This is a genomic window from Pseudomonas sp. MT3 (assembly GCF_054720805.1).
On sequence record NZ_JBTVPY010000012.1, the window covers coordinates 1 to 24,844 of the forward strand.

Annotated in this window: 25 protein-coding genes and 1 pseudogene; 4 read left to right on the forward strand and 22 right to left on the reverse strand. The window is 64.0% G+C overall.

Annotated elements, in window-relative coordinates:
• Positions 1-84 (reverse strand): annotated as a pseudogene (locus ACYCAX_RS13845) (electron transfer flavoprotein subunit beta/FixA family protein); the annotation flags it as partial.
• Between the two features lie 310 nt (positions 85-394).
• Between ACYCAX_RS13845 and ACYCAX_RS13850 the strand changes: the two are divergent.
• Complete coding sequence (locus tag ACYCAX_RS13850) at positions 395-2,083, forward strand: electron transfer flavoprotein-ubiquinone oxidoreductase (protein WP_157883335.1); 1,689 nt, start codon at positions 395-397, stop codon at positions 2,081-2,083.
• A gap of 106 nt (positions 2,084-2,189) precedes the next feature.
• Here the strand turns inward: ACYCAX_RS13850 and ACYCAX_RS13855 are convergent, their stop codons facing one another.
• The 5 genes from ACYCAX_RS13855 to ACYCAX_RS13875 form a co-directional block, all read right to left on the reverse strand.
• Positions 2,190-2,768, reverse strand: a complete 579-nt coding sequence (locus tag ACYCAX_RS13855) for a DUF1285 domain-containing protein (RefSeq protein ID WP_015477918.1) — start codon at positions 2,766-2,768, stop codon at positions 2,190-2,192.
• The gene (locus ACYCAX_RS13860) at positions 2,765-3,376 is read right to left on the reverse strand and encodes a DUF4823 domain-containing protein (RefSeq protein ID WP_460248249.1); all 612 of its coding nucleotides are present in this window, start codon (positions 3,374-3,376) and stop codon (positions 2,765-2,767) included. The genes ACYCAX_RS13855 and ACYCAX_RS13860 overlap by 4 nt, the downstream gene beginning before the upstream one ends.
• A 64-nt stretch (positions 3,377-3,440) precedes the next feature.
• Positions 3,441-4,334, reverse strand: coding sequence for a radical SAM protein (locus tag ACYCAX_RS13865; RefSeq protein WP_460248250.1), 894 nt, complete (start codon positions 4,332-4,334; stop codon positions 3,441-3,443).
• 27 nt (positions 4,335-4,361) lie between these two features.
• Positions 4,362-5,330 (reverse strand): GTP 3',8-cyclase MoaA, encoded by a 969-nt coding sequence (locus ACYCAX_RS13870; protein ID WP_294975310.1) that lies wholly within the window; start codon positions 5,328-5,330, stop codon positions 4,362-4,364.
• Positions 5,331-5,423: 93 nt separating this feature from the next.
• Entirely contained in the window at positions 5,424-6,062 is a 639-nt protein-coding gene (locus tag ACYCAX_RS13875; RefSeq protein ID WP_015477922.1) for a TetR/AcrR family transcriptional regulator, read from the reverse strand.
• Positions 6,063-6,146: 84 nt separating this feature from the next.
• On the opposite strand from ACYCAX_RS13875, the gene ACYCAX_RS13880 reads away from it, so the two are divergent.
• The gene (locus ACYCAX_RS13880) at positions 6,147-7,280 is read left to right on the forward strand and encodes an aminotransferase class V-fold PLP-dependent enzyme (protein ID WP_294975314.1); all 1,134 of its coding nucleotides are present in this window, start codon (positions 6,147-6,149) and stop codon (positions 7,278-7,280) included.
• Positions 7,281-7,546: 266 nt separating this feature from the next.
• Here the strand turns inward: ACYCAX_RS13880 and ACYCAX_RS13885 are convergent, their stop codons facing one another.
• The 13 genes from ACYCAX_RS13885 to ACYCAX_RS13945 form a co-directional block, all read right to left on the reverse strand.
• Positions 7,547-8,323, reverse strand: a complete 777-nt coding sequence (locus ACYCAX_RS13885) for a TatD family hydrolase (protein ID WP_294975317.1) — start codon at positions 8,321-8,323, stop codon at positions 7,547-7,549.
• 88 nt (positions 8,324-8,411) lie between these two features.
• Positions 8,412-8,768: a PilZ domain-containing protein gene (locus tag ACYCAX_RS13890; RefSeq protein ID WP_015477925.1), complete on the reverse strand. Its 357-nt coding sequence runs from the start codon at positions 8,766-8,768 to the stop codon at positions 8,412-8,414.
• A gap of 36 nt (positions 8,769-8,804) precedes the next feature.
• Positions 8,805-9,791 (reverse strand): DNA polymerase III subunit delta', encoded by a 987-nt coding sequence (locus ACYCAX_RS13895; RefSeq protein WP_015477926.1) that lies wholly within the window; start codon positions 9,789-9,791, stop codon positions 8,805-8,807.
• The gene (tmk, locus tag ACYCAX_RS13900; protein ID WP_294975320.1) at positions 9,784-10,416 is read right to left on the reverse strand and encodes a dTMP kinase; all 633 of its coding nucleotides are present in this window, start codon (positions 10,414-10,416) and stop codon (positions 9,784-9,786) included. The genes ACYCAX_RS13895 and tmk overlap by 8 nt, the downstream gene beginning before the upstream one ends.
• 24 nt (positions 10,417-10,440) lie before the next feature.
• A complete protein-coding gene (gene mltG / locus ACYCAX_RS13905; RefSeq protein WP_294975394.1) occupies positions 10,441-11,535 on the reverse strand; it encodes an endolytic transglycosylase MltG in 1,095 nt (364 codons plus the stop codon).
• Between the two features lie 6 nt (positions 11,536-11,541).
• A complete protein-coding gene (pabC, locus tag ACYCAX_RS13910; RefSeq protein WP_294975323.1) occupies positions 11,542-12,357 on the reverse strand; it encodes an aminodeoxychorismate lyase in 816 nt (271 codons plus the stop codon).
• On the reverse strand, positions 12,357-13,601 hold the full coding sequence (gene fabF, locus ACYCAX_RS13915; protein WP_015477930.1) for a beta-ketoacyl-ACP synthase II: 1,245 nt from the start codon (positions 13,599-13,601) through the stop codon (positions 12,357-12,359). Before fabF ends, pabC begins: the two co-directional genes overlap by 1 nt.
• Before the next feature lie 119 nt (positions 13,602-13,720).
• Positions 13,721-13,957, reverse strand: a complete 237-nt coding sequence (gene acpP / locus ACYCAX_RS13920; RefSeq protein ID WP_015477931.1) for an acyl carrier protein — start codon at positions 13,955-13,957, stop codon at positions 13,721-13,723.
• Between the two features lie 191 nt (positions 13,958-14,148).
• Complete coding sequence (fabG, locus tag ACYCAX_RS13925) at positions 14,149-14,892, reverse strand: 3-oxoacyl-ACP reductase FabG (protein ID WP_294975331.1); 744 nt, start codon at positions 14,890-14,892, stop codon at positions 14,149-14,151.
• A 12-nt stretch (positions 14,893-14,904) separates the two neighbouring features.
• A complete protein-coding gene (gene fabD / locus ACYCAX_RS13930) occupies positions 14,905-15,843 on the reverse strand; it encodes an ACP S-malonyltransferase (RefSeq protein WP_460248251.1) in 939 nt (312 codons plus the stop codon).
• Positions 15,844-15,947: 104 nt separating this feature from the next.
• Entirely contained in the window at positions 15,948-16,955 is a 1,008-nt protein-coding gene (plsX, locus tag ACYCAX_RS13935) for a phosphate acyltransferase PlsX (RefSeq protein WP_294975337.1), read from the reverse strand.
• A gap of 3 nt (positions 16,956-16,958) precedes the next feature.
• Positions 16,959-17,141 carry a 50S ribosomal protein L32 gene (gene rpmF / locus ACYCAX_RS13940; protein ID WP_009621425.1) on the reverse strand — a complete coding sequence of 61 codons (183 nt, stop codon included), beginning with the start codon at positions 17,139-17,141 and terminating at the stop codon, positions 16,959-16,961.
• A 13-nt stretch (positions 17,142-17,154) separates the two neighbouring features.
• Positions 17,155-17,685 (reverse strand): YceD family protein, encoded by a 531-nt coding sequence (locus ACYCAX_RS13945; RefSeq protein WP_015477935.1) that lies wholly within the window; start codon positions 17,683-17,685, stop codon positions 17,155-17,157.
• Between the two features lie 112 nt (positions 17,686-17,797).
• On the opposite strand from ACYCAX_RS13945, the gene ACYCAX_RS13950 reads away from it, so the two are divergent.
• Positions 17,798-18,376 (forward strand): Maf family protein, encoded by a 579-nt coding sequence (locus ACYCAX_RS13950; protein WP_015477936.1) that lies wholly within the window; start codon positions 17,798-17,800, stop codon positions 18,374-18,376.
• Positions 18,377-18,427: 51 nt separating this feature from the next.
• Here the strand turns inward: ACYCAX_RS13950 and sppA are convergent, their stop codons facing one another.
• The 3 genes from sppA to rluC are packed head-to-tail and all read right to left on the reverse strand — an operon-like array spanning position 18,428 to position 21,042.
• The gene (sppA, locus tag ACYCAX_RS13955; protein ID WP_015477937.1) at positions 18,428-19,408 is read right to left on the reverse strand and encodes a signal peptide peptidase SppA; all 981 of its coding nucleotides are present in this window, start codon (positions 19,406-19,408) and stop codon (positions 18,428-18,430) included.
• Positions 19,398-20,093 carry an HAD-IA family hydrolase gene (locus ACYCAX_RS13960; RefSeq protein ID WP_015477938.1) on the reverse strand — a complete coding sequence of 232 codons (696 nt, stop codon included), beginning with the start codon at positions 20,091-20,093 and terminating at the stop codon, positions 19,398-19,400. The genes sppA and ACYCAX_RS13960 overlap by 11 nt, the downstream gene beginning before the upstream one ends.
• A complete protein-coding gene (gene rluC, locus ACYCAX_RS13965) occupies positions 20,086-21,042 on the reverse strand; it encodes a 23S rRNA pseudouridine(955/2504/2580) synthase RluC (RefSeq protein ID WP_294975354.1) in 957 nt (318 codons plus the stop codon). Before rluC ends, ACYCAX_RS13960 begins: the two co-directional genes overlap by 8 nt.
• 577 nt (positions 21,043-21,619) lie before the next feature.
• Between rluC and rne the strand changes: the two genes are divergently transcribed.
• A complete protein-coding gene (gene rne, locus ACYCAX_RS13970) occupies positions 21,620-24,766 on the forward strand; it encodes a ribonuclease E (protein WP_294975357.1) in 3,147 nt (1,048 codons plus the stop codon).
• Positions 24,767-24,844: the final 78 nt, after the last annotated feature.

Sequence of the window (24,844 nt, forward strand, 5' to 3'; positions counted from 1 at the left end):
GAGATCGACGCCGGAGTTATCCGCCTTGACGCGGACCTTGACGTTATAGTCAACCACTCGTTTGACAGCTACAAGAACCTTCATGGATTCCTCGTTATTCTCCGGTGAATAGGAATGTCGCCAGACAGGCCTGGCCGGTAGTGCATGCCATCTGCGACTACATCCAGCGCAACGCGACCGCAAAACCGCAGGTATCTTGACCGCATCGCCCTGGCGGGTCAATACGCGAAAATACCCCTTTATAAGCCGCGGACCCCGATTCTATCAGGGTTACACGCGATTCAAACGAACGTTTGTATTGTGACGGATAAAGGGTTTAGATATAGCAACAGGTCTAGCTATAATGCGCCCCGCTCTTACCGGGGGGGCCCGCGCCCAACCCAATACCTACAAAATGCCCAGAGCCTTGATTCAGGAGAGATCGATAGTGGAACGCGAATTTATGGAATTCGACGTCGTCATCGTCGGCGCCGGCCCTGCCGGTCTGTCCGCCGCATGCCGACTGAAACAGAAGGCCGCCGACGCCGGTCAGGAAATCAGCGTCTGTGTGGTCGAGAAGGGTTCCGAAGTGGGCGCCCACATCCTCTCCGGCGCCGTGTTCGAGCCCCGCGCGCTGAACGAGCTGTTCCCCAACTGGAAGGAACTCGAAGCACCGCTCAACACCCCCGTCAAGCGCGACGACATCTATGTGCTGAAGAGCCCGGAAGCGGCGGCCAAGGTGCCGAACCTCTTCGTGCCCAAGACCATGCACAACGAAGGCAACTACATCATCTCCCTGGGCAACCTGTGCCGCTGGCTGGCCCAGCAGGCCGAAGGCCTGGGCGTCGAGATCTACCCGGGCTTCGCCGCCCAGGAAGCGCTGATCGACGAGAATGGCGTGGTGCGCGGCATTGTCACCGGTGACCTGGGCGTCGACCGCGAAGGCAATCCGAAAGAGGGTTACTACACCCCCGGCATGGAACTGCGCGCCAAGTACACCCTGTTCGCCGAAGGCTGCCGTGGCCACATCGGCAAGCAACTGATCAAGAAATACAAGCTCGATAGCGACGCCGACGCCCAGCACTACGGCATCGGCATCAAGGAAATCTGGGACGTCGATCCATCCAAGCACGAGCAGGGCCTGGTGGTGCACACCGCCGGCTGGCCGCTGAACGACGAGAACCCGGGCGGTTCCTTCCTCTATCACCTGGAAAACAACCAGGTGGTGGTCGGCCTGATCATCGATCTGTCCTACAGCAACCCGCACCTGTCGCCGTTCGACGAATTCCAGCGCTACAAGCACCACCCGGTGATCAAGCAGTACCTGGAAGGCGGCAAGCGCGTGGCCTACGGCGCCCGCGCCATCTGCAAGGGCGGCCTGAACTCGCTGCCGAAGATGGTCTTCCCCGGCGGCGCGCTGATCGGTTGCGACCTGGGCACCCTGAACTTCGCCAAGATCAAGGGCAGCCACACCGCTATGAAGTCCGGCATGCTGGCCGCCGACTCCGTGGCCGAAGCCCTGTTCGCCGGCCGCGAAGGCGGCGACGTGCTGAACAACTACGTCGATGCCTTCAAGGGCAGTTGGCTGTACGACGAACTGTTCCGCAGCCGTAACTTCGGTGCGGCGATGCACAAGTTCGGCGCCATCGGTGGCGGTGCGTTCAACTTCATCGACCAGAACATCTTCGGCGGCAAGATCCCGTTCACCCTGCACGATACGACGCCGGACTACGCAACCCTGAAGAAGGCCAGCGAAGCACCGAAGATCGATTATCCGAAGCCGGACGGCAAGATCAGCTTCGACAAGCTGTCCTCGGTGTTCCTCTCCAACACCAACCACGAGGAAGACCAGCCGATCCACCTGCGGCTGACCGACCCGAGCGTGCCGGTGCAGAAGAACCTGCCGCTCTACGACGAGCCCGCGCAGCGCTACTGCCCGGCCGGCGTGTACGAAGTGGTGAGCAACGACGACGGCAGCAAGCGCTTCCAGATCAACGCGCAGAACTGCGTGCACTGCAAGACCTGCGACATCAAGGACCCGGCCCAGAACATCACCTGGGTGGCACCGGAAGGTACCGGCGGTCCGAACTACCCCAACATGTAAGGCGTTGGCGGTAACGAAAAAGGCTCCCTCGGGAGCCTTTTTTGCAGGTTCGAAAAATGTGTAGCGAAGCTGGATGGGAACTACCGGACGCGTTCAGACCAAAGGGTCACGGCTGCGGAGCGATGGGGAAGAACTCCCCCGAACTCCAGACGCCCAGCCAGTCAACGCCGTCGATCTCGCGGGAAACCGCCAGGTCCACCAGCTGGTAGAACACGTTGCGATGGATCAGCGCCTCCAGGTTCACTCGCACCAGCACATAGGGCGACGGCTCCTGGGTCCGGGGATCGATCTCCACACGAATCGGATGCTCGGCATCGGCCACCACCTCATCGTCGACATTGCTGGTGAAGCGCAGCACCTGCTGTTCCCCCTCGCCTTCCACGGCCAGGCTGATCGCGACGAACGGCGCGTCATCGACGGTAATCCCGCACTTCTCCACCGGAGTGACCAGGAAATAGTCGTCGCCATCGCGGCGAATGATGGTGGAGAACAACCGCACCATCGGCTTGCGTCCGATCGGCGTGCCCAGGTAGTACCAGGTGCCGTCGCGGGCGATGCGCATGTCGATGTCGCCGCAGCAATCCGGATTCCACAGGTGCACCGGCGGCAGCCCCTTGTCCTTGGTAGCGGGAATCTGCGCCAGCAGGTTGCCGGCACGCTCCGAAGCAGTCAGCGGATCGCTCATTGGTACTCCTCTTGCGTCCTCACCCCCAGCAGGCTGCGGGCATAATCTACCAGCGGTGGCCCGATCAGATCGTCGGGCTTGGCATCATAGAATGTCAGAAAACCGCCGCGACTGTGGATGGTGGCACTGTCCACCAGGGCGCGATTGGCGGTCTCGATCAGCATCAGCTGAATCACGCTGCGGTCGCGGCCGACGGCATTGTCCGTGTCTTCATACTCTTCGTAGCTGCCGACATTATCCTCACCACGCGCGAAGCGGGTATAGAGCAGATAATTGGCGCCGACCGCGCGCGCCTCCTTCATCGCCCCCTCGAGCCCCAGCGGCCCCTGGGCGCGCCGTACCATCAGGAAGTACTCGACGAAGCCCTTGAACGCCTCCTCCGCCACCACGTTCGGCCGCGCATAGGGATGACCGGGTGGCACGAAGGGACCCTGGGCGATGTAGATGAAAGAGTCCGGCTGCAGGCGCCAGTTCCCCGTACGGCGGGTCTGGCTGTGGTCGAGGAAGCCGGCATCGCCCGCGTAATAGCCGGTGCGCTCGACCATGTTACTGGGCGTCATGCAGCCGCCCAAGGCGGCAAGGGCGAGGGTCAACAGCAGGTAACGCATCCGAAGTCTCCAGGGCCGGCGACGAAAAACCGGCATTCGGACAGGCAATGCAGCTTCCGCGCCATCACAGACCGCGCTGCCATTCCTGACGCAGGTGCGCGCGCTGCGGCTGCTCGATGGCCTGGCGCACCTGGGTCAGCAGGCGTGCCTTGTCGGCACCCAGAATCCCCTTGAGGACCAGGTAGTTGGATGCGTGATCGCTGCGGAACACCGTGTTACGCAGTTCCAGCGCGCCCAGCAACCGCTCGACCTCGACGAACAGCTCGGCCTGGGACAGCGGCTGGAAGTCCGGGAAGCCTTGGCGATAGCGCTCCTCGCCCGTGGGGAAGCTCACCACCAGGGTGGAGAGAAACTCCGGCTGCGCTTCGTTCATCAGGCGCGCCGAGTTGTCGGCGTGCTGGGCGCTCAGCGTGCTGCCGCCCAGGCCGTTGAGGATCATCACCGAACGCTTGATCCCTGCCTCGCCCAGCTTCTGCAAGGCATCCAGCGTGGAGGCATGGGTTTCACCCTTGTTCACCCGCGCCAGCACCTCGTCGTCGCCGGACTCGGCGCCCACGTAGGCCATGCGCAGGCCTGCATCGGCGAGCTCCTTCAGTTCCTCCACCGACTTCTTGCGCAGGTTGCGCGGCAGGCAGTAGCTGGAAACGCGGTCCACCTCGGGCATGTGTTGACGGATCGCGCGCAGGATGTTGAGCAGGCGCCGCGTCGGCAGCACCAGCGCATCGCCGTCGGCGAGGAACACCCGCTGGACGATCAGGCGCTCGCCGCAGCGGCGAATCTCCTTCAGCACCTCGTCTTCGTCGCGGGCACGGAATTTCTTCTGCGGCTGGGTATACATCTCGCAGAAACCACACTGGTTCCAGGAGCATCCGTTGGTGACGGGAAGAATGAGCGAGTGCGCCTCGCTCGGCGGCCGGAACACCGGCTCGATGTAGGAAATAGGGAATTCGTTGGGCATGGGCTAATCAGGTCTGGGGGGGCGGATTCAGCCGCCGATGATCTTCATGATGGTGACGCCGCCGGAGAAGGCGACTTCCTGTTTGTCCGCCAGCGCATGCACCAGCAGACGCTGCAGGGCCGGCAGGGCCTGATGGCGCGGCTTGTCGAGCAGATCGCCGATGTAATGGCGATTGCTCGACGACAGGCAGCCATGCAGCCAGCCGGTAGAGGACAGGCGCAGGCGCGAGCAGGTGCGGCAGAACGGCACGCTTTCGTTGGCGATCACGCCGAAGAAGCCCTGTCCCGGCACTTCATAGCGCAGCGCGGTGGCGTCCACGGGCGCATCGGCCTGGGTGTAGTCATGGCGAGAACCAATCAGCTCCAACAGCTCCGGCATGCTGACGAACTGCCGGTTGAACGCATTCGGGTCGCGGGCCAGATGCCCCATGCGCATCAGCTCGATGAAGCGCAGCTCGAAACCATGCGCCAGGCAGTAGTCCAGCAGCGGCACCACCTGGTCGAGGTTCTGGCCGCGCAACGGCACCATGTTGAGCTTGATCTTCAGCCCCGCCGCGCGCGCCTCATCGAGCCCCTTGAGCACGGTCGCCAGGTCGCCGCCACGGGCGATGCGGCGGAAGGCGTCGGCATCGAGCGTATCGAGGGAAACGTTGAGGCGGCGGATACCGCACTCCAGCAGCAGCGGCAGCTTCCTCGACAGCAGTTGGCCGTTGGTGGTGATGGCGATGTCCCGCAACCCAAGGCGGCTGACGCCATGCAGGAAAGCGTCCAGCTTCGGACTGACCAGCGGCTCGCCGCCGGTCACCCGCAGGCGCTCGATACCGGCGGACTCGATCAGGTAGGCGACCCCGCGCACCAGCGCTTCTGCGGAGAGCTCGTCCTGCGCGGCGACCAGACGCTTGCCGTCCGGCACGCAGTAGGTGCAGGCGTAGTTGCAGGCGGCGGTCAGGCTGACCCGAAGGTTGCGGAAACGCCTGCCCTGGCGATCGACGATCATGCTTGGCTCCGGTGGAGATCACCCAGTCAGTATATCTCCACCCTCGCCCGCCGCCCTGTCGCACGAGCGACGATGGGTGGCGCGAATGTCGGCTCAGGAGGTCGACGTATCGCCGTCGCGCTTGCGCTTGTTGCCCATGCGCACGCCAATGTCCATGAGGAACTGGAAGAAGCCCTCCTGGTCCTCCAGCACTTCGCGCCAGAACGGCGAGTGGTACAGCGCCACGGCGCCATGCACCAGCGCCCAGGCCGCGCAGTAGTGGAAGTAGGCCGGCACGTCTTCCAGCTTGCCCGCCGCGATGCGCTCCTTGATCAGTTGGCTCAGGCGCTCGAAGTTGGATTCGCGGATCTTGTGCAGCTCCTCGACCATCTCCGGAACCTGGCTGGTCTTCACTACCTTCTCTTCCAGGCGGTCGAACAGGCGGTAGCGCTGCGGGTCGCGCATGCGGAATTCGAAGTAGGCGCGCGACAGGCGCTCCTTGTCGCGGGCAACGTCTTCGGAGTGGAACAGCGCCGCCAGGTCGCGCTCGTAGTCCAGCATCAGGCGCAGGTAGATCTCGGCCTTGGACTTGAAGTGCTTGTAGATGGTGCCTTTGCCGATACCCACGGCATCGGCGATCATTTCGACCGTGACACTGTCTTCGCCCTGTTCGAGGAACAGCTTCAGGGCGGTGTCGAGGATTTCCTGTTCGCGACGACGGAATTCGCGAACCTTGCGCGGCTCTTTCTGCATAAAAAGACTGTTCGGTCAAAAATAGTCAAAATTCGAAGCCGCGTATTATGCCTATTCAGCGCCAAATTGCACGGATCATCCGACATGAGTAGCTTTTCCCACGAATTTCCCCATCAGTCCGGCCTTCGTTACCTGAACCATGCCGCCGTGGCGCCCTGGCCCAAACGTGCGGCTGACGCCGTGGCCGCCTTCGCCCAGGAAAACATCCTGCTCGGCGCCCGCGACTACCCGCAGTGGCTGACCATCGAAAAACGCCTGCGCGAGCGTCTGGCGCGCCTGCTCAACGCCCAGACCACCGGCGACATCGCCCTGGTGAAGAACACCTCCGAGGCGCTGTCGTTCGTCGCCTTCGGCCTGGACTGGCGCTCCGGCGACCAGGTGGTGATCAGCGATCAGGAGTTCCCCTCCAACCGGGTCGTCTGGGAAGCGCTCAGGCCCAGGGGTGTCGAGGTCATCCAGGTCAGCCTGGACGGCGCAGATCCCGAAGGCGACCTGCTCGCCGCCTGTGGCCCGCGTACGCGCCTGCTGTCGATCAGCGCCGTGCAGTACGCCAGTGGATTGCGCATGGACCTGGAGCGCCTCGGCGCGGGCTGCCGCCAGCGCGGCGTGCTGTTCTGCATCGACGCCATCCAGCAACTCGGCGCCCTGCCCTTCGACGTCCAGGCCTATGACTGTGCCTTCGCGATGGCCGACGGCCACAAGTGGATGCTCGGCCCGGAAGGCCTGGGTGTGTTCTATTGCCGCACCGCCGAACGGGAACAACTGGCGTTGCAGGAATACGGCTGGCACATGCTGGAAAACGCCGGCAACTACGATCAGGCCGACTGGCAGCCGGCGCGCAGCGCGCGGCGCTTCGAGTGCGGCAGCCCGAACATGCTCGGTACCGTGGCGCTGGGCGCGAGCCTGAGCCTGCTGGAAGAAGTCGGCATGGCGAAGGTGGGCACCCTGGTCGAGGAGCACGTGCAGCAGTTGCAGGACGGACTCGCCCGGATTCCCGACGCCGCCTTGCACAGCCCGCTGGATCCGACGCGCCGCGCGGGTATCCTGACCTTCAGCCTGGCCGGCTGGGACAATACCCGGCTGCTGGAGCGTCTGCGCGCAGAACAGGTGGTATGCATCCAGCGCGGCGCCGGTATCCGCTTCTCGCCGCACTTCTATACGTCAGAGCAAGTGATCGAGGAAACCCTGGCGCTAATCGCGAATCTGGCGCAGGAATGAGCCCAGGTGCTCAGCCCGCTGTGATGTATTCCAAATCCGTTTAAAAAACACCCGGCCCCCTGTGGCAGCCACGGCATCTTGGCCAATACTTGTAGATACCGGTGCGCGGCATCTCCCCCCAAGTGCCCCGCCGGTGAAGGTACCGAGGATCGCGTACCTTATTGTTACACTCCTAATGGTCTTGACCCGGATTCATCCCCCAGAACCCGGGTTTTTTTTGCGCGCAGGAAATGTATCCGCGCCAAGACAATTCGACGTCAAGACGATCAGGTAGCGAGCGGGAACAACCGGCGGAAGTTGGCGGTGGTCTGCTCGGCCAGGGTCTCGAAGCTCACCCCCCGCAGTACGGCCAGGTACTCGGCGACCTCGCGCACATACTCGGGCAGGTTCGGCTTGCCGCGGTGAGGCACCGGTGCGAGATAGGGCGAATCGGTTTCCACCAGCAGGCGGTCGGCCGGCACCTGGCGGGCCACCTCGCGCAATTGCTCGGCATTGCGGAAGGTGACGATGCCCGACAGCGAGATGTAGAAACCGATGTCCAGCGCCGCCTTGGCCATCTCCCAGTCTTCGGTGAAGCAGTGCAGCACGCCGGCTTGCGGCAGCGCCGCCTCGCGCAGCAGCGCCAGGGTATCGGCACGGGCTTCGCGGGTATGCACGATGACCGGCTTGCCAGTGACCTTGGCAGCTTCCAGATGGAGGCGGAAGGCTTCCTGCTGCAGCTCGGCGGCCTCGGGCTCGTAGTGATAGTCCAGGCCCGTCTCGCCGATGGCCACCACGCGCGGATGGTTCAGCTCGCCCAGCAGCCAGTCCAGCGCCGGCGCGGCGCCCGGCTCCAGGTCCAGCGGATGCACGCCCACCGAGCAATGCACGTCGGCATAGCGCTCGGCCAGGTCCTTCACCGCCCTGGCGTTGTCCGCACTGACGCCGATGCACAGGAACTGGCTCACGCCGCGCGCGCGGGCGGCGTCCAGGGCGGCATCCAGCGAACCACCGTGGGCGGCGAGATCGAGACGATCGAGGTGGCAGTGGGAATCGACCAGCATGAAAACACTCTCCGGAAAATGACGAAGCGCCCCTTCGGGCGCTTCGTGTCTGCAGCCTGTAAAGCCTGCCAGTTCTAAATGGTATGAGCTACATGGTATGGGTCGGACGGTCCGATTTCAGCGCGCCGGCCAGGTAAGTCTCGATCTTGTTGCGCGCGGAGTTGTCGCCATCGTTGAACTGCACGCCGATACCCGCCGCCCGGTTGCCCTGCGCCCCCCTGGGGGTGATCCAGACCACCTTGCCGGCCACCGGAATCTTCTCCGGCTCATCCATCAGGTTGAGCAGCATGAAGACTTCATCGCCCAGCTTGTAGGTCTTGTTGGTCGGAATGAACAGCCCGCCGTTGCGGATGAACGGCATGTAGGCGGCATACAGCACGGACTTGTCCTTGATGGTCAGGGACAGGATTCCGTTACGCGGACCCAGATTCGGTGGCAAGCTCATTCAGCTATCCTGGCAGATTTTCCCGATGGCCGGATTCTAGCCCGGCCCGGGCAGACTTGCCCACTGTACGAGCAAGGCTTCGAGAAGCAAGGCACGATTGAGATTGGCTTTATTCAGGACTTTCTGCCGCTGCACCAGCAACCAGTCCTGGATTGCCAGCACCTTGCGCTGTGCCGACTTCTCGGCGAGGTACTGCACCACCTTGCGCATATCGGTCAGGCCGAGGCCGGCTTCGTCGCGCGCCAACTGGTAGCGCAGGGTCAGCAAGGTCCAGTCGCAGAACCAGTCGAACAGCAGCGGCAAGGGCAGCGCATTCCAGCTATCCGCCAACTGGCTGGGGGCGATCTGCTGCTTGAGCAGCTTCTTCACTCCCTCCACCACCAGCGCGCGCTGCTCGCGCACGCCCTGCCCGTGCAGGCGCAGTGCGGTGAGCGGCGACCCGCCGGCCAGCACCAGCAACTCGTCCAATCCTTCCGCCGACTCGTCCGGCAGGGCGCCGGCCAGCCAGGCGCGGCTCTGCTCCCTGCTCGGTTGCGGGCAGGCCTGCTGCACGCAGCGGCTCTTGATGGTCGGCAGCAGGCGGCTGGGCTGGTGACTGATCAGCAGCAGCACCGTATCACCGGAGGGTTCTTCCAGGCTTTTCAGCAGCGCGTTGGCGGCGTTCAGGTTCATCGCCTCGGCGGGCTCCAGCAGCAGTACCTTGCGCCCGCCCAACTGGGCGGTCTGCACCACGAAGTCCACCAGCTCGCGCACCTGGTCGACGCGAATGGGTTTCTCCGGCTCTTCCGGCTCCAGCAGGAAGTAATCCGGGTGGGTACCGGCGGCCAGCAACTGGCAGGCTTTGCATTGGCCACAGGCGTTGCCGCCCATCGGCTTCTGACAGAGCAGGAAGTGCACCAGATTTTCCGCCAGCACGCGCTTGCCGATACCCGCCGGGCCGTGCAGCAGGTAGGCGTGGGCATGCCGCGGGCGACCACTCAGTTGCTGCCAGAGGCCCTGTTGCCAGGGATAGATATCAGCCATGCAGGCGCTCCAGCAGGGTCGGCAGCAGGCCGTCCAGATCGCGCTGCACCTCGGCCAGCGGCTGCGCGGCATCGACAATGTGATAGCGCGCCGGCTCGGAGCGGGCGCGCTCCAGGTAGGTATTGCGTACCGCTTCGAAGAAGGCGCGGCCTTCCTGCTCGAAGCGGTCCAGCCGGCCACGGGCCGCGGCGCGGGACAGGCCGATTTCCACCGGCAGATCGAAGACCAGGGTCAGGTCCGGGTGCAGATCGCCCTGGACGAAGAGTTCCAGCTGCGCGATGCGCTCCACCGGCAGACCGCGCCCGCCACCCTGGTAGGCGTAGGTGGCATCGGTGAAGCGGTCGCACAGCACCACCGCACCGCGCGCCAGGGCCGGACGAATCACTTCGGCGATGTGCTGGGCGCGGGCGGCGAAGACCAGCAGCAGCTCGGTGTCCACCGCCATTTTTTCATCGCTGGGGTCCAGCAGCAGCTCACGGATGCGTTCGGCCAGCGGAGTACCGCCGGGCTCGCGGGTCAGCTGGACTTCGATGCCGCGCTCGCGCAGGCGTTCGGCCAAGTACTCGCGGTTGGTGCTCTTGCCCGCACCTTCGGGGCCTTCCAGGGTGATGAACAGGCCGGTCACTCGGCTCTCCTTAAATGTGTCGGGCTACTGCGCCGCCGGGACGTCACCGGCGGGCGCGTTCGGCGCGGACACCGGCGCCGGCAGCGGAATGGGCGCCGGACTGGAACGGTAGTCGGCGCGGCGCTTGAGCTGGAACGCCTGAACCGCCCTGTTGTGATCGTCGAGGTTGTCGGAGAAGGCATGGCTGCCATCGCCCCGCGCAACGAAATACAGGCTCTGTCCGGGCACCGGGTTGAGCGCCGCGTGGATGGCCTCGCGCCCCGGCAGGGCGATGGGCGTCGGCGGCAGGCCGGCGATCACATAGGTGTTGTAGGGGGTCGCCTCGCGCAGATCGGTACGGGTGATCCTGCCACTGTAGCGATTGCCCATGCCGTAGATGACGGTCGGGTCGGTCTGCAGCAGCATGTTCTTCTGCAGGCGGCGCACAAAGACGCCGGCGATCTGCCCACGCTCCTGCGGCACACCGGTTTCCTTCTCCACCAGCGAGGCCATGATCAGCGCCTGATAGGAGTCCTTGTACGGCAGGTCCGGTTCACGCTTGTCCCATTCCTCGGCGAGGATATTGTCCATGCGCTGGTAGGCCTGCTTCAGCAGGTCGACATCCTTGCTGCCACGGACGAAGCGATAGGTATCCGGGAAGAAGCGTCCCTCGGGGAACACGCCGGGCTTGCCCAGCCTGGCCATCACTTCGGAATCGCTCAGGCCGACCAGGGTCTGGCCGAGCTTGGGCTGACGGGCGAGCAGCTCGCGCACCTGGCGGAAGGTCCAGCCCTCGACCAGGGTCAGGCCGTACTGCACCACGTCGCCATCGCGCCACGAATCGAGCAGCTCAGCGGCAGTCATGCCAGGCTTGAGGCGATATTCACCGCTGTGCAGCGCTTCGCCGGCCAGGTTGAAGCGCCAGTACAGGCGCAGCCAGAACGCACCGTGCAGCACGTCCTCATCTTGCAGCCGGGCCAGCAGCCCGCCGGGTGTTGCCCCGGTCGGCGCATCGAGCAGTCGTTCCTCGGTGAGCTGGAGCGGCTGTTGCAGCGCGCGATGCTGCTCCCAGGCCGCCAGGCCCAGCACGAGCCCGGCCAGCAGCAGGCCGCCTTCCAGCAGCACCAGCAATTTGCGCATCACGTGTCAGGAATCCAGAAGTTCGCGAAGTTGGCCTTGCAGTTTACGGGTCAGCAACCCGACCGGCCAAGCATGACCGTCCACGCCACGTACCGGCCAGATGCCGTAGAGGCTGTTGCAGAGAAAGACCTCGTCAGCCCGCGCCAGTTCGGCGAAGTCGATGTCCCGCACGATGACCGGTAGTCCAAGGTCGCCGGCGCGCTCGATCACTTCGGCCCGCATCACGCCGGCAACGCCGCAACGGCAGAGGTCGGCGGTGATCAGTTGACCGTCGCGAACCAGGAACAGGTTGCTGAACACACCTTCGATGATCCGCCCGGACACATCGCGCATCAGGCCTTCGGCAAATGCCGGATCATTCCACTCCGCCCGGGCCAGTACCTGCTCCAGGCGATTGAGGTGCTTGAGACCGGCCAGCAGCGGCTGCTCGGCCAGGCGGGTAACACAGGGAAAGAGCTGCACGCCCTCCTCCCGGTGCCTGGCCGGATAAGCCGGTGCCGGCGAACCGAGCAGCAGGCGGCGCACCTGGGCATCCACTTGCGGCGCATAGCCGCGCGCGCCTTCGCCGCGGGTCAGCATCAGCTTGGCGACACCATCGCCCAGCGCCGTGCAGAAGCGCAGCAGTTCGTTTTCCACCCGATCCAGCGAAACCGACAGGGATAGGCGCTCTACGCCCTCCTCCAGCCGGGCCATGTGGCGGGCCAGCAGGCGTGGACGGCCCGCCGACACGCTAATGGTTTCGAACAGGCCGTCGCCGTAGGCCAGTCCGCGATCCCTCACGGACAGGGCCTCCGCGCTGCGGCCGTCGACCCAGCTCAGCATCAGCCGTGGAACCGGCGGAACACCAGGGAACCGTTGGTGCCGCCGAAGCCGAAGGAGTTCGACAACGCGACCTCGATCGGACGCTCCTTGGGCTGGTGCGCCACCAGGTCCAGGTCGCAGCCTTCGTCGGGGCTGTCCAGGTTGATGGTCGGCGGCGCCACCTGGTCGCGCAGGGAGAGCACGCAGAAGATCGCCTCGACCGCGCCGGCGGCCCCCAGCAGGTGGCCGGTCATGGACTTGGTGGAACTCATCGACAGCTGGTAGGCATGCTCGCCGAAGATCGACTTCACCGCGGCGATTTCCGCGATGTCGCCAGCCGGCGTCGAAGTGCCGTGGGCGTTGATGTAGTCGACCTGTTCCGGATTCAGGCCGGCGTCACGCAGCGCCGCCTTCATGCAGCGCGCGGCGCCCGCGCCGCTTTCCGGCGGGGCGGTCATGTGGTACGCGTCGCCGCTCATGCCGAAGCCTACGACTTCGGCGTAGATACGCGCGCCACGGGCCTGGGCGTGCTCCAGCTCTTCCAGCACCAGCGCGCCAGCGCCGTCGGAGAGCACGAAGCCATCACGGTCCTTGTCCCACGGACGACTGGCCTTGGCCGGCTCGTCGTTGCGGGTGGACAGCGCGCGGGCCGCGCCGAAACCGCCCAGCCCCAGGCCACAGGCCGCCATCTCGGCACCGCCGGCAACCATTACGTCAGCGTCGCCATAGGCGATGTTGCGCGCGGCCATGCCGATGTTGTGGGTGCCGGTGGTGCAGGCGGTGGTGATGGCGTAGTTGGGGCCCTGCAGACCGAGGTTGATCGACAGGAACCCGGAAACCATGTTGATGACCGAGCCGGGCACGAAGAACGGCGAAATGCGCCGCGGGCCCTGCTCGAACAGCGAACGGCAGGTATTTTCAATGTTGGTCAGACCGCCGATGCCCGAACCGATGGCAACGCCGATGCGCTCCCGGTTGGCGTCGGTGACTTCCAGGCCGGAGTCGCGCACCGCCTGGTAACTGGCGGCAAGGCCGTACTGGATGAACAGGTCGAGTTTGCGAGCTTCCTTGGCGGACATGTACTGCTCGACGTCGAACCCCTTCACCGAACCGCCGAAGCGGGTGGAGAAGGCGGACAGGTCCATGTGTTCGATCGGGGCGATACCACTGCGCCCAGCGAGAATGCCTTCCCAACTGCTCGGCACATCCACACCCAGGGGCGACAGCATGCCCATGCCGGTGATGACTACGCGTCTACGCGACACTGTGACTTCCTCTCTAGCGGTTTCACGGCAATAACGCCGGCTGATGCCGGCGTTAAAGAAAAGCCGCACGCCTTTGCAGGCCGTGCGGCTTCTTTCGTCGGGGAACCGACGACTACGTCTTATGCCTGGTGGGCAACGATGTAGTCGATGGCTTCCTGAACGGTGGTGATCTTTTCGGCTTGCTCGTCGGGGATTTCGGTCTCGAATTCCTCTTCCAGAGCCATCACCAGCTCAACGGTGTCAAGGGAGTCGGCGCCCAGGTCTTCAACGAAGGAAGCGCTGTTGGTGACTTCTTCTTCCTTAACGCCGAGTTGCTCAGCAACGATCTTCTTGACGCGTTCTTCGATGGTGCTCATACCTTGTTTTCACTCCTATGGACAATCCGTACAGCTGGGCTGCGGGTAAGTGTATAGAAAGGGTTTTCTGCATTTCAAGCTGAACGCTGACGCCCCTTCGCGGATACCCGAATGGTCTGTCTAATCCCAGTTGCAGTGCTATGAGAATTTTAGACAGCGCATTTGACATCGCCGCGAAGGAACACGTCACATCAACTCATGTACATTCCGCCATTCACCGGTACCGTGGCACCCGTTACATAAGCTGCGCCCTCGGAAGCGAGGAATGCTACCACTTTGGCGATCTCTTCGGCTTGTCCCAGTCGACCCAGCGGAATCTGACCGAGCAGCGCTTCACGCTGGGCCTCGGGCAGCTCGCGGGTCATATCGGTGTCGATGAAGCCCGGAGCGACCGCGTTGACAGTGATAGCACGGGAACCGACTTCGCGCGCCAGGGCACGGGTGAAGCCCTCCAGACCGGCCTTGGCGGCAGCGTAGTTGGTCTGCCCGGCATTACCCATGGCACCGACCACCGAGCCGATATTGATGATGCGGCCCCAGCGCGCTTTGGTCATGCCACGCAGGACGGCTTTCGACAGACGGTAGAGGCTGTTCAGGTTGGTGTTGACCACGTCGAACCACTCGTCGTCTTTCATGCGCATCAGCAGGTTATCGCGGGTGATGCCGGCATTATTGACGACGATAGCCGGAGCACCGACCTCTTTCTGGATGGCCTCGAGGGTGCTGGTCACGGACTCGTCATTGGAGACGTCCAGCACCATGCCCGAACCCTGGATGCCGCTGGCCTTGAGGTATTCGGAAATTTTCTGCGCGCCGGACTCGCTGGTAGCGGTGCCGATCACGGTGGCGCCCATGCGACCCAATTCCAGGGCGATGGCCTGGCCTATCCCCCGGCTCGCGCCGGTAACCAGTGCAACCTTGCCTTGCAGACTCATGCTTTATCTCCTTTAAACCAGCGCCGCGCGTGCCGCCCCGAAGGCGTCCGCGGAGTCCAGGTTGTGGGTGGTCACGCCCTTGGCGCAACGCTTGTTCAAACCGGCCAGCACCTTGCCCGGGCCGCACTCGACCAGGCCGGTGACACCTTTCTCGGCCAGCAACTGCACACTCTCGACCCAGCGGACCGGGCTGTACAGCTGCGCCAACAGGTCGCGCTTGAGCGCGGCCAGATCAGCCGGAACCTGAGCGGTAACGTTCTGCACCAGGGCAATCTGCGGCATCTGCCATTGAACGGCCTCGACGGCCTCGGCGAAACGCTCGGCAGCCGGGCGCATCAGTTCGCAGTGCGACGGCACGCTGACCGGCAGCGCCACGGCGCGCTTGGCCCCACGGGCCTTGCAAGCCTCGATGGCGCGCTCGACGGCCTTGGCCGCACCGGCGATCACCACCTGGCCAGGGGCGTTGAAGTTCACGGCACTGACCACTTCGCCCTGCGCCGCCTCGGCGCAGGCAGCGAGCACGTCGGCGTCTTCCAGGCCGAGGATGGCAGCCATGCCACCGGTACCGGCCGGCACGGCTTCCTGCATCAATTGGCCACGGCGCTCGACCAGCTTCACCGCATCGGCGAAAGCCAGGCTGCCGGCGGCGACCAGCGCAGAGTACTCACCCAGGCTGTGACCGGCGACGTAGGCCGGCTGCACGCCACCTTCGGCCTGCCACAGACGCCACAGGGCGATAGAAGCGGTGAGGATGGCGGGCTGGGTCTTGTCGGTCTGGTTCAGGCGCTCTTCCGGCCCTTCCTGCACCAGGGCCCAGAGGTCATAACCCAGGGCTGCAGAGGCTTCGGCAAAGGTATCGCGCACGATGGCGTGCTGGGCGCCCAGTTCGGCGAGCATGCCGAGGGACTGCGAACCTTGACCGGGGAATACGAAGGCGAGGGATGCGGACATTGCAACAGGTCCCTTTTATCTGATTCGTCAAATGGATATCGCCGGCGAAAGCCTGGCGTATTGAACTGACAGTTGGATGACGGTCTGACGACCGCGGTCACACATTAGAGCAGATGTTCCAGGCGACCATGCAGCCGCTGGGGCAGATTCTCGCGAACTTCCAGCAGCGCCCGACGCAACGCGCTCTGGATGCCCTCCTCTCTCGCACTGCCATGACTCTTTACCACGATGCCCTGCAAACCCAGGAAACTCGCGCCATTGTGCTGGGACGGCGTGAGATCGCCGCGCAGCCGACGCAGGAACGGCATCGCCATCAAGCCCACCGCCTTGGCCGGCAAACTGGAGTTGAACAACTCTTCCAGACGGGCCGCGACCATCGCCGCCAAGCCCTCGCTGGACTTGAGCAGGATGTTGCCGACGAAGCCGTCGCACACCACCACATCGGCCAGCCCGCGATACAGGCCGTCGCCCTCGATGTAGCCGATGTAATTCACCCCGCGCGCCTGCTGCAGCAGACTGGCCGCCAGCTTCACCTGCTGGTTGCCCTTGATGTCCTCGGTACCGACATTCAGCAGAGCAACCCTGGGATTGCTCTTGCCCAGCGCCTCCGCCGCCACAGCACCCATCACGGCGAACTGGTAGAGATGCTCGGCACTGCAGTCGACATTGGCCCCCAGGTCGAGCAGATGACAGCGGCCAGCCTGCGTCGGCACCGCGGTGACCATCGCCGGGCGATCGATGCCGGGCAGCGTCTTCAGCAGATAACGGGAAAGCGCCATCAGCGCACCGGTATTGCCGGCACTGACGCAGGCATGGGCCTTGCCATCCCGAACCAGCTCGAGGGCAACACGCATGGAGGAATCGGGCTTGCCGCGCAACGCCTGGGACGGACGTTCGTCCATCGCAATGACTTCACTGGCAGGGTGGACATGGAGGCGCTGACGCTCGACCGGGGAAAGGCCGCGCAGGTGTTCTTCGATCAGAGAGGCTTGGCCAACGAGGACCAGCTGAAGAGAGGCATATTCGGCCAGAAAGGAAATGCAGGCCGGAACAATGCAGTGGGGACCGTAGTCCCCACCCATTGCATCAATCGCGATGATTGGTGCGGACAAGGATTACTCGTCAGAGCCCTTGTCTACGACCTTACGGCCGCGATAGAAACCGTCCGGGGAGACGTGGTGACGCAGGTGAACTTCACCGGTGCTCTTCTCTACGGACAGAGCGTTCGCGTCCAGGGCATCGTGGGAACGACGCATGTCACGAGCGGAACGGGATTTTTTGTTCTGCTGAACAGCCATGATTGATTAACTCCTAAACGTTTGGGTCACGCTTCAACTGCGCCAGTACGCTGAACGGATTGGGCCGTTCTTCCACGTTCTCGCTCGGCTCGGGCGCTGTTGCGTATCCCACCGGCTGCTGGCAATCCTCAGGGTCATGGACCGGCACGATGGGCAAGGCGAGCAGCAACTCGTCCTCGACCAGCGAGGTCAGGTCGAGGGGATCTTCCCCCACTTCCAACGCATCGTAGCCACTGGGCAGATCATCGATCGACTTGCCTTCCGGAATGATGACGTAATCGTACTCACCACCCACATGGAAGTTGGCCGACTCGAGACAGCGCTGGCATACCATGCTCACCTCGGCGTCGAGTTCGACGTGCATGACCGCCAGTTTCTGCTCGTCACGGAAGAAGGAAAACTTCGCGTGAACATTGCCATCACTGCGGGTCAGTTGCTCGTTGAGACGTGGCATCTTGGCGATCGGCAGCTCACCTTCGAGGGTGGCAGCGCGCTCGACCAGTTTGCGCGGATCAACGTGAGGTGGTATCGGTCCATTCAACATAAGCGCGCCATTATAGGGATGCACTTGAAGCTGTCAAAGGAAATTAGCCATAAACCGCTGTATGGACAGCTCTTTTCGCTAGAATCGCGGCGACGCTCCGAAGGAATCTTCCATGTTGCCCCTGATCCTTGCCTCCAGCTCACCCTACCGCCGCGAACTGTTGCAGCGCCTGCGCCTGCCGTTCGAATGCGCGAGCCCCGACATCGACGAAAGCCCTCTCCCCGACGAAAGCGCCGAACAACTGGTTCAACGCCTGGCGGAAAGCAAAGCGCGCGCCCTGAGTCAACGCTATCCCGGCCATCTGATCATTGGATCGGACCAGGCCGCCGTAAACGACCACCGCATCCTCGGCAAACCCCACGACATCGAGCGCGCCACCGAGCAACTGAAGGACGCCAGCGGCAAGAGCATCAGCTTCCTCACCGGCCTCTGTCTGCTGAACAGCCACAGCGGCCGGAGCCAGGTCGATTGCGTGCCATTCACCGTGCACTTCCGCAACCTCGACGAGCCGCGCATCCGCCGCTACCTGGAAGCCGAGCAACCCTTCGATTGCGCCGGCAGCTTCAAGGCCGAAGGCCTTGGCGTCAGCCTGTTCCGCTCCACGGAAGGCGAAGACGCCACCAGCCTGATCGGCCTGCCGCTGATCCGCCTGGTGGACATGCTACTGGCGGAACACGTACAGATCCCCTAAAAACAGCAAGGCCCGGCGCGCGCCGGGCCCTTCTCTATATATGGAAAGGAATCAGCGCAGAACCGGCCCCTGCCACCCCATCCACAACGCCATGCGCTCCGCGACACTGGCGCCCAACTTCTTGGCGAAGCGGTCGAAGGGAGTTTCCTGGACGGTGTAGTCCACCACTTCCTTCTCCTTGATGATCTCGCGAGCCACGTAACTGGTACTACCCAGGCCGTCGATCAGACCCAATTGCAGCGCCTGCTCGCCGGACCAGATCAGACCGGAGAACAGCTCGGGATGATCCTTGTCCTTCAGGCGATCGCCGCGCCCCTTCTTCACACTGTCGATGAACTGCTTGTGCGTGGTGTCCAGCACCTGCTGCCAGAACGCTGTTTCATCCGGCTTCTGCGGCTGGAACGGATCGAGGAAGGCCTTGTGCTCACCCGAGGTGTAGACACGGCGATCCACACCCAGCTTCTCCATCGTACCGACGAAGCCGAACGTCGCCGCCGTCACGCCGATGGAGCCCACCAGACTGGCCTTGTCCGCATAGATTGCGTCGGCAGCACTGGCAATGTAATAAGCGCCGGAAGCACCGAGATCGCTGATCACGGCGTAGACCTTGATATCCGGATGCTCACCGCGCAGACGCTTGATTTCATCGTAGATATAGCCGGACTGCACCGGACTGCCGCCCGGGCTGTTGATGCGCAGTACGATCCCCTTGGTACCGGAATCCTCGAACGCCGAGCGCAGCGCGCCGACGACATTGTCGGCACTGGCCGGCTCGTTGTCGGCGATCATGCCCTTCACCTCGATGAGCGCCGTATGGCTGGCGCTGCGCGAGGCAGACTTCGACAGACCACCGAACGGACTGAGCAGCGCCAGGGCGATGAACAGGTAAAGGAAAGTCAGCAGCTTGAAGAAGATGCCCCAGCGGCGCGAACGACGCTGCTCCTGAACCCCGGCCAGCACCGCCTTCTCCAGCAGCTTCCAGCTCTTGTCGTCACCCGCCTTGGTATCCCCAGCCTTCCATTCATCCGACATCGTTGCCTACCTCGAGCACCGGCCTCACCGAACGCCCGGCCAGCCAGGCGCGCAATTCATTGAAATGTTCCACTTCCAGCGCCGGAGCATACTCTCGCAGAGTCTCCAGCGACTGCGCACCATAACCCACCGCCACCGAATCCATGCCGGCACGGCGCGCCATGTCCAGATCGAAGGGGGAATCCCCCACCATCAGCGCATCGCGCGCCGCCACCCGGCAATGCCGGAGGATTTCATGCAGCATGCGCGGATCGGGCTTGCTCGCCGACTCGTCGGCGGCGCGGGTGATATCGAAGAAATCGGTCCACCCCTGCCCCGCCAGCACGCGATCCAGCCCCCGGCGATTCTTGCCGGTGGCGACCGCCAACTGGTAACCCGCGCGGCGAAACTCGACCATCGCCTCGGCAACACCCGGGAACAGCGGCGAAGGCTGCACTTCGAGACTCAGGTAGTGCTCACCATAGTCGCGACGGAAACGCTCCAGCGGCTCGCCTTCTTCCACTTCGGGATAGAGCGTCTGGATCGCCTCGGGCAGACCGAGACCGATGATGCCCTTGATCGCCTCATCGTTGCGCGACGGCAGGCCGGAGCTGACCGCCGCGACCCGCATCGACTCGACGATACGACCGATGGAATCCACCAGCGTGCCATCCCAGTCGAAGATCAGCAGGGAATACTCACGCATCCAGGCGCTCCACGGTACGCTGCCAGACTTCATCGACCGGCGCCTCCAGCTCCAGCACCGAGCCATCGGGCATCGGCACGCGCAGGAACGCGGAGTGCAGGAACAGGCGTTTGCCGCCCAGCTCGCGGATCTCGCGGGAGAAGTCTTCGTCGCCGTACTTGGGGTCGCCGGCAATGGAATGACCGGCATGCTTGGCATGCACACGAATCTGGTGGGTACGACCGGTGATCGGGCGCGCCTCCACCAGGGTGGCGAAATCACCGAAGCGGCGCAGCACCTTGAACTCGGTCAGCGCTTCCTTGCCTTCTGGATTCACTTCCACCACGCGCTCGCCGGAGCGCAGGTTGTTCTTCAGCAGCGGCACGGCAATCTGCCTCTTCGCCGCCGGCCAGCTGCCACGCACCAGGGCATGGTAACGCTTATCCACCACACGTTCGCCGCGCAGCGCATCATGCAGGTGGCGCAGCATGCTGCGCTTCTTGGCGATCATCAGCAGGCCGGAGGTATCACGATCCAGGCGATGCACCAGCTCCAGGTCCTTGCACTCCGGACGCAGTTGGCGGAAAGCCTCGATAACCCCGTAACTCAGCCCACTACCGCCATGCACGGCGATGCCGGTGGGCTTGTTCACCACGATCAGCGCCTTGTCTTCGAAGACGATGGCGGCTTCCAGGCGCTCCAGCAGCCCCTGCGCCAGCGGCACCGGCTCGTCGCGCTCAGCCAGGCGCAGCGGCGGCACGCGCACCACGTCGCCTGCCTGCAGCTTGTACTCCGGCTTGATGCGGCCTTTGTTGACCCGCACCTCACCCTTGCGAAGGATGCGGTAGATCAGGGTCTTGGGGACGCCCTTGAGCTGGGTGCGAAGGAAATTGTCGATGCGTTGGCCGGCATACTCCGGCGCGACTTCAAGCAGCTGAACGCCGGAAGTCGGAGGGGCGGGATTCGTCATCCGGATATAATAACAATTTTTCATTCAATTGAAGCACTTAATCATTGCTGCTATATTCGGGAGGCCGCCAAAAGTGGCCAGGCCCACGGATGATCGCGTAATCGCCGTCCCCAACCGCCTGCAAACACATTGAACGGACACGAGGCAGTCCCCGGAAGCGTTGCAACGGCCCGAGCGATTCTCGCGCCGACAGCGCCTCGAAACCCAGGCCTTCAGACATGACCACGACCACCAAGGTAGTCGTGATAAAAGCCAACCCCGCTCCCGGATTCTGCGAGCGGCACCCGGCTCTTAGGGAAATGTGCAGGGCGGAGATGCACAACTGTCGGATTGCGTTGCTTTCATGCCTTGAACGTAGACGCCTTCATCGTCCGCATCCGACAGTCGATTCCTCCTCCTGATGAGTGCTTGTTCTTACTCGACAAGCAGGAAACGTAGTCGCGGCACAGCAGATTTCTCCTGCTGCCGCTGGACACGGGAATGGTCCGCCATTCCTGAGTACGTGCCTTAGCACCGACCGTGAGAGTCGTGTGTGCCGATCGCCGTTTCCGGTGGCCCCGGAAACCATTGGTACTACATGAAAAGAATGCTGATCAACGCAACTCAACCCGAAGAGTTGCGTGTAGCGCTGGTAGACGGCCAACGCCTGTTCGACCTGGACATCGAGTCCGGTGCGCGCGAACAGAAGAAAGCCAACATCTATAAAGGGCGCATCACCCGCATCGAACCCAGCCTCGAAGCCGCCTTCGTAGACTTCGGCGCCGAGCGCCACGGCTTCCTCCCCCTCAAAGAAATCTCCCGCGAATACTTCAAGAAGAACCCCGAAGGCCGCATCAACATCAAGGATGTGCTCAGCGAGGGCCAGGAAGTCATCGTCCAGGTCGAGAAAGAGGAGCGTGGCAACAAGGGCGCGGCCCTGACCACCTTCATCAGCCTCGCCGGGCGTTACCTGGTGCTGATGCCGAACAATCCGCGCGCCGGCGGTATCTCCCGCCGCATCGAAGGCGAAGAGCGCAATGAGCTGCGCGAGGCCCTGAACGGCCTGAACGTTCCCGGCGACATGGGCCTGATCGTCCGCACCGCCGGCCTGGGCCGCAGCTCCGAAGAGCTGCAGTGGGACCTGGATTACCTGCTGCAACTGTGGGGCGCCATCAAGGAAGCCTCGGGCGAGCGCAGCGGTCCGTTCCTGATCTACCAGGAAAGCAACGTCATCATCCGCGCCATCCGCGACTACCTGCGCCAGGACATCGGCGAAGTGCTGATCGACAGCCTCGATGCCCAGGAAGAAGCCCTGAACTTCATCCGCCAGGTCATGCCGCAGTACGCGAGCAAGGTGAAGCTGTACCAGGACAGCGTTCCGCTGTTCAATCGCTTCCAGATCGAAAGCCAGATCGAGACCGCCTTCCAGCGCGAAGTGAAGCTGCCGTCGGGCGGCTCCATCGTCATCGACCCGACCGAGGCACTGGTGTCCATCGACATCAACTCGGCGCGCGCCACCAAAGGCGGCGACATCGAAGAAACCGCGCTGCAGACCAACCTGGAAGCGGCCGAGGAAATCGCCCGCCAGCTGCGCCTGCGCGATATCGGCGGCCTGATCGTCATCGACTTCATCGACATGACCCCAGCGAAGAACCAGCGCGCCGTGGAAGAACGCGTCCGCGAAGCCCTGGAAGCCGACCGCGCCCGCGTACAGGTTGGCCGCATCTCGCGCTTCGGCCTGCTGGAGATGTCCCGTCAACGCCTGCGTCCGTCCCTGGGCGAGACCAGCGGCATCGTCTGCCCGCGCTGCAATGGCCAGGGCATCATCCGTGACGTCGAATCCCTGTCGCTGGCCATCCTGCGCCTGATCGAGGAAGAAGCGCTGAAGGACCGCACCGCCGAAGTTCGTGCGCGCGTGCCGTTCCAGGTAGCTGCCTTCCTGCTCAACGAAAAGCGCAACGCCATCACCAAGATCGAGCTGCGCACCCGCGCGCGCATCTTCATCCTGCCGGACGACCACCTGGAAACTCCGCACTTCGAAGTTCAGCGCCTGCGCGATGACAGCCCCGAACTGCTGGCCGGCCAGTCCAGCTACGAGATGGCCCACATCGAGCACGAGGAAGTCCAGCCGATCAGTTCTACCCGCACCCTGGTCCGCCAGGAAGCCGCGGTGAAGACTGTTTCCCCGCAGACCCCTGCCCCGCAGCAGACCGCTGCCGCACCCGCACCGGTTGTCGAAGCGTCCAAGCCGATGCCGGAGCCGAGCCTGTTCCAGGGCCTGGTGAAGTCGCTGGTCAGCCTGTTCGCCGGCAGCAAGCCGGAGCAGCCGCAACCCGCCGCCGCCGAGAAGCCGGCTGCCGAGCGTAGCGAAGGCCAGGGCGAGCGCCGCAACGGCCGCCAGCAGAACCGTCGCCGCGATGGCCGCGAAGGTGGCCGTCGTGATGACGAGCGCAAGGAGCGTGGCGAGCGTCGCCGTGACGAGCGTGGTGAGCGTGGCGAACGCGCCGAGCGTCCGGCTCGCGAAGAGCGTCAGCCGCGTGAAGAGCGCGCCGAACGTCAGCCCCGCGAGGAGCGTCAGCCGCGTGAAGAGCGCACCGAGCGTCAACCCCGCGAGGAACGCCAGCCGCGTGAAGAGCGCGCCGAGCGTCAGCCTCGCGAGGAACGCCAGCCGCGCGAAGAGCGTGCCGAGCGTCAGCCCCGTGAAGAGCGTGCCGAACGTCAACCGCGCGAAGAGCGCCAGCCCCGCGAAGAGCGTGGCGAGCGTCCGGCCCGCGAAGAGCGTCAGCCGCGTGGCGAACGCGCCGAGCGTCAACCCCGTGAAGAGCGTCAGCCGCGCGAGGAGCGTCAGGCCAGCGAAGCCGCTGCCGTGGAATCCGAAGAGCTGCTGAACGAGGAACTGCTGGACCAGCAGGATGACCAGGAAGGCGCCGATGGCGAGCGTCCTCGTCGCCGCTCCCGTGGTCAGCGCCGCCGCAGCAACCGCCGCGAGCGTCAGCGTGAAGCCGGTGTCGATGGCGTGGAAGGTGGCGAAGAAGTGAGCGAGCAGACCGAACAGGCTGCTGGCGAAGCATCGACTGCTGCCGCCATCGTTGGCGCCACTGCCGCTGTCGTTGCCGAAGTTGCCACCGAGCAGCAGTCGGACAGCGAGGCACCGACCGAAGCCGCTCTGCCGGTAGAGTCCAACGTAGTCGAGGCCGTGCGCACCGAAAGCGCCCTGGAGCAGACCATCGAGTTCCTGGCCAAGCCCAGCGAAACCGTCGAGCAGGTTGAAGCCAGCGAAAGCGTAGCGGTGGAAGCCGCCCCGGTCGTTGAAGCTCACGTGGAAGAGGTCGTCCAGGCCGCTGTCGAAGCCCAGCCTGAGCCTGCCGCCGAAGCGCCGGTCGAAGCTCCGGCCGCCGACGCAGCAGTTCCGGCCAACGCCACCGGCCGCGCCTCCAACGACCCGCGCGAGCGTCGTCGCCTGGAGCGTATGGCCCGTGAAGCCGCCGCAGCCGCGGCCGCTGCCCCGCAGGTCGAAGCAGCTCCGGCTGTCGAAGCGGTGGTCGAAGAGACCGCAGCCGTGGAAGCTGAAGTCGTGACTGAGCCGGCCGCAGAGGTTCCAGCCGATGCCGTTGCGGCAGAAGCGGTGAACGAAGCGCCTGCCATCGAGCAGACCGAGCAATCGGCTGCCGAGCAGACTGAAGGCGAAAACGCCGAGAAGCCCGAGGAAGAAGAAAGCAACGTGGCGGAAAAACACCACAGCTGATAGCTTCCGGCACGAAAAAGGGGATGCAACTGCATCCCCTTTTTTATTGCCCGACCAGCAAGGCGCCCCACCCAACCT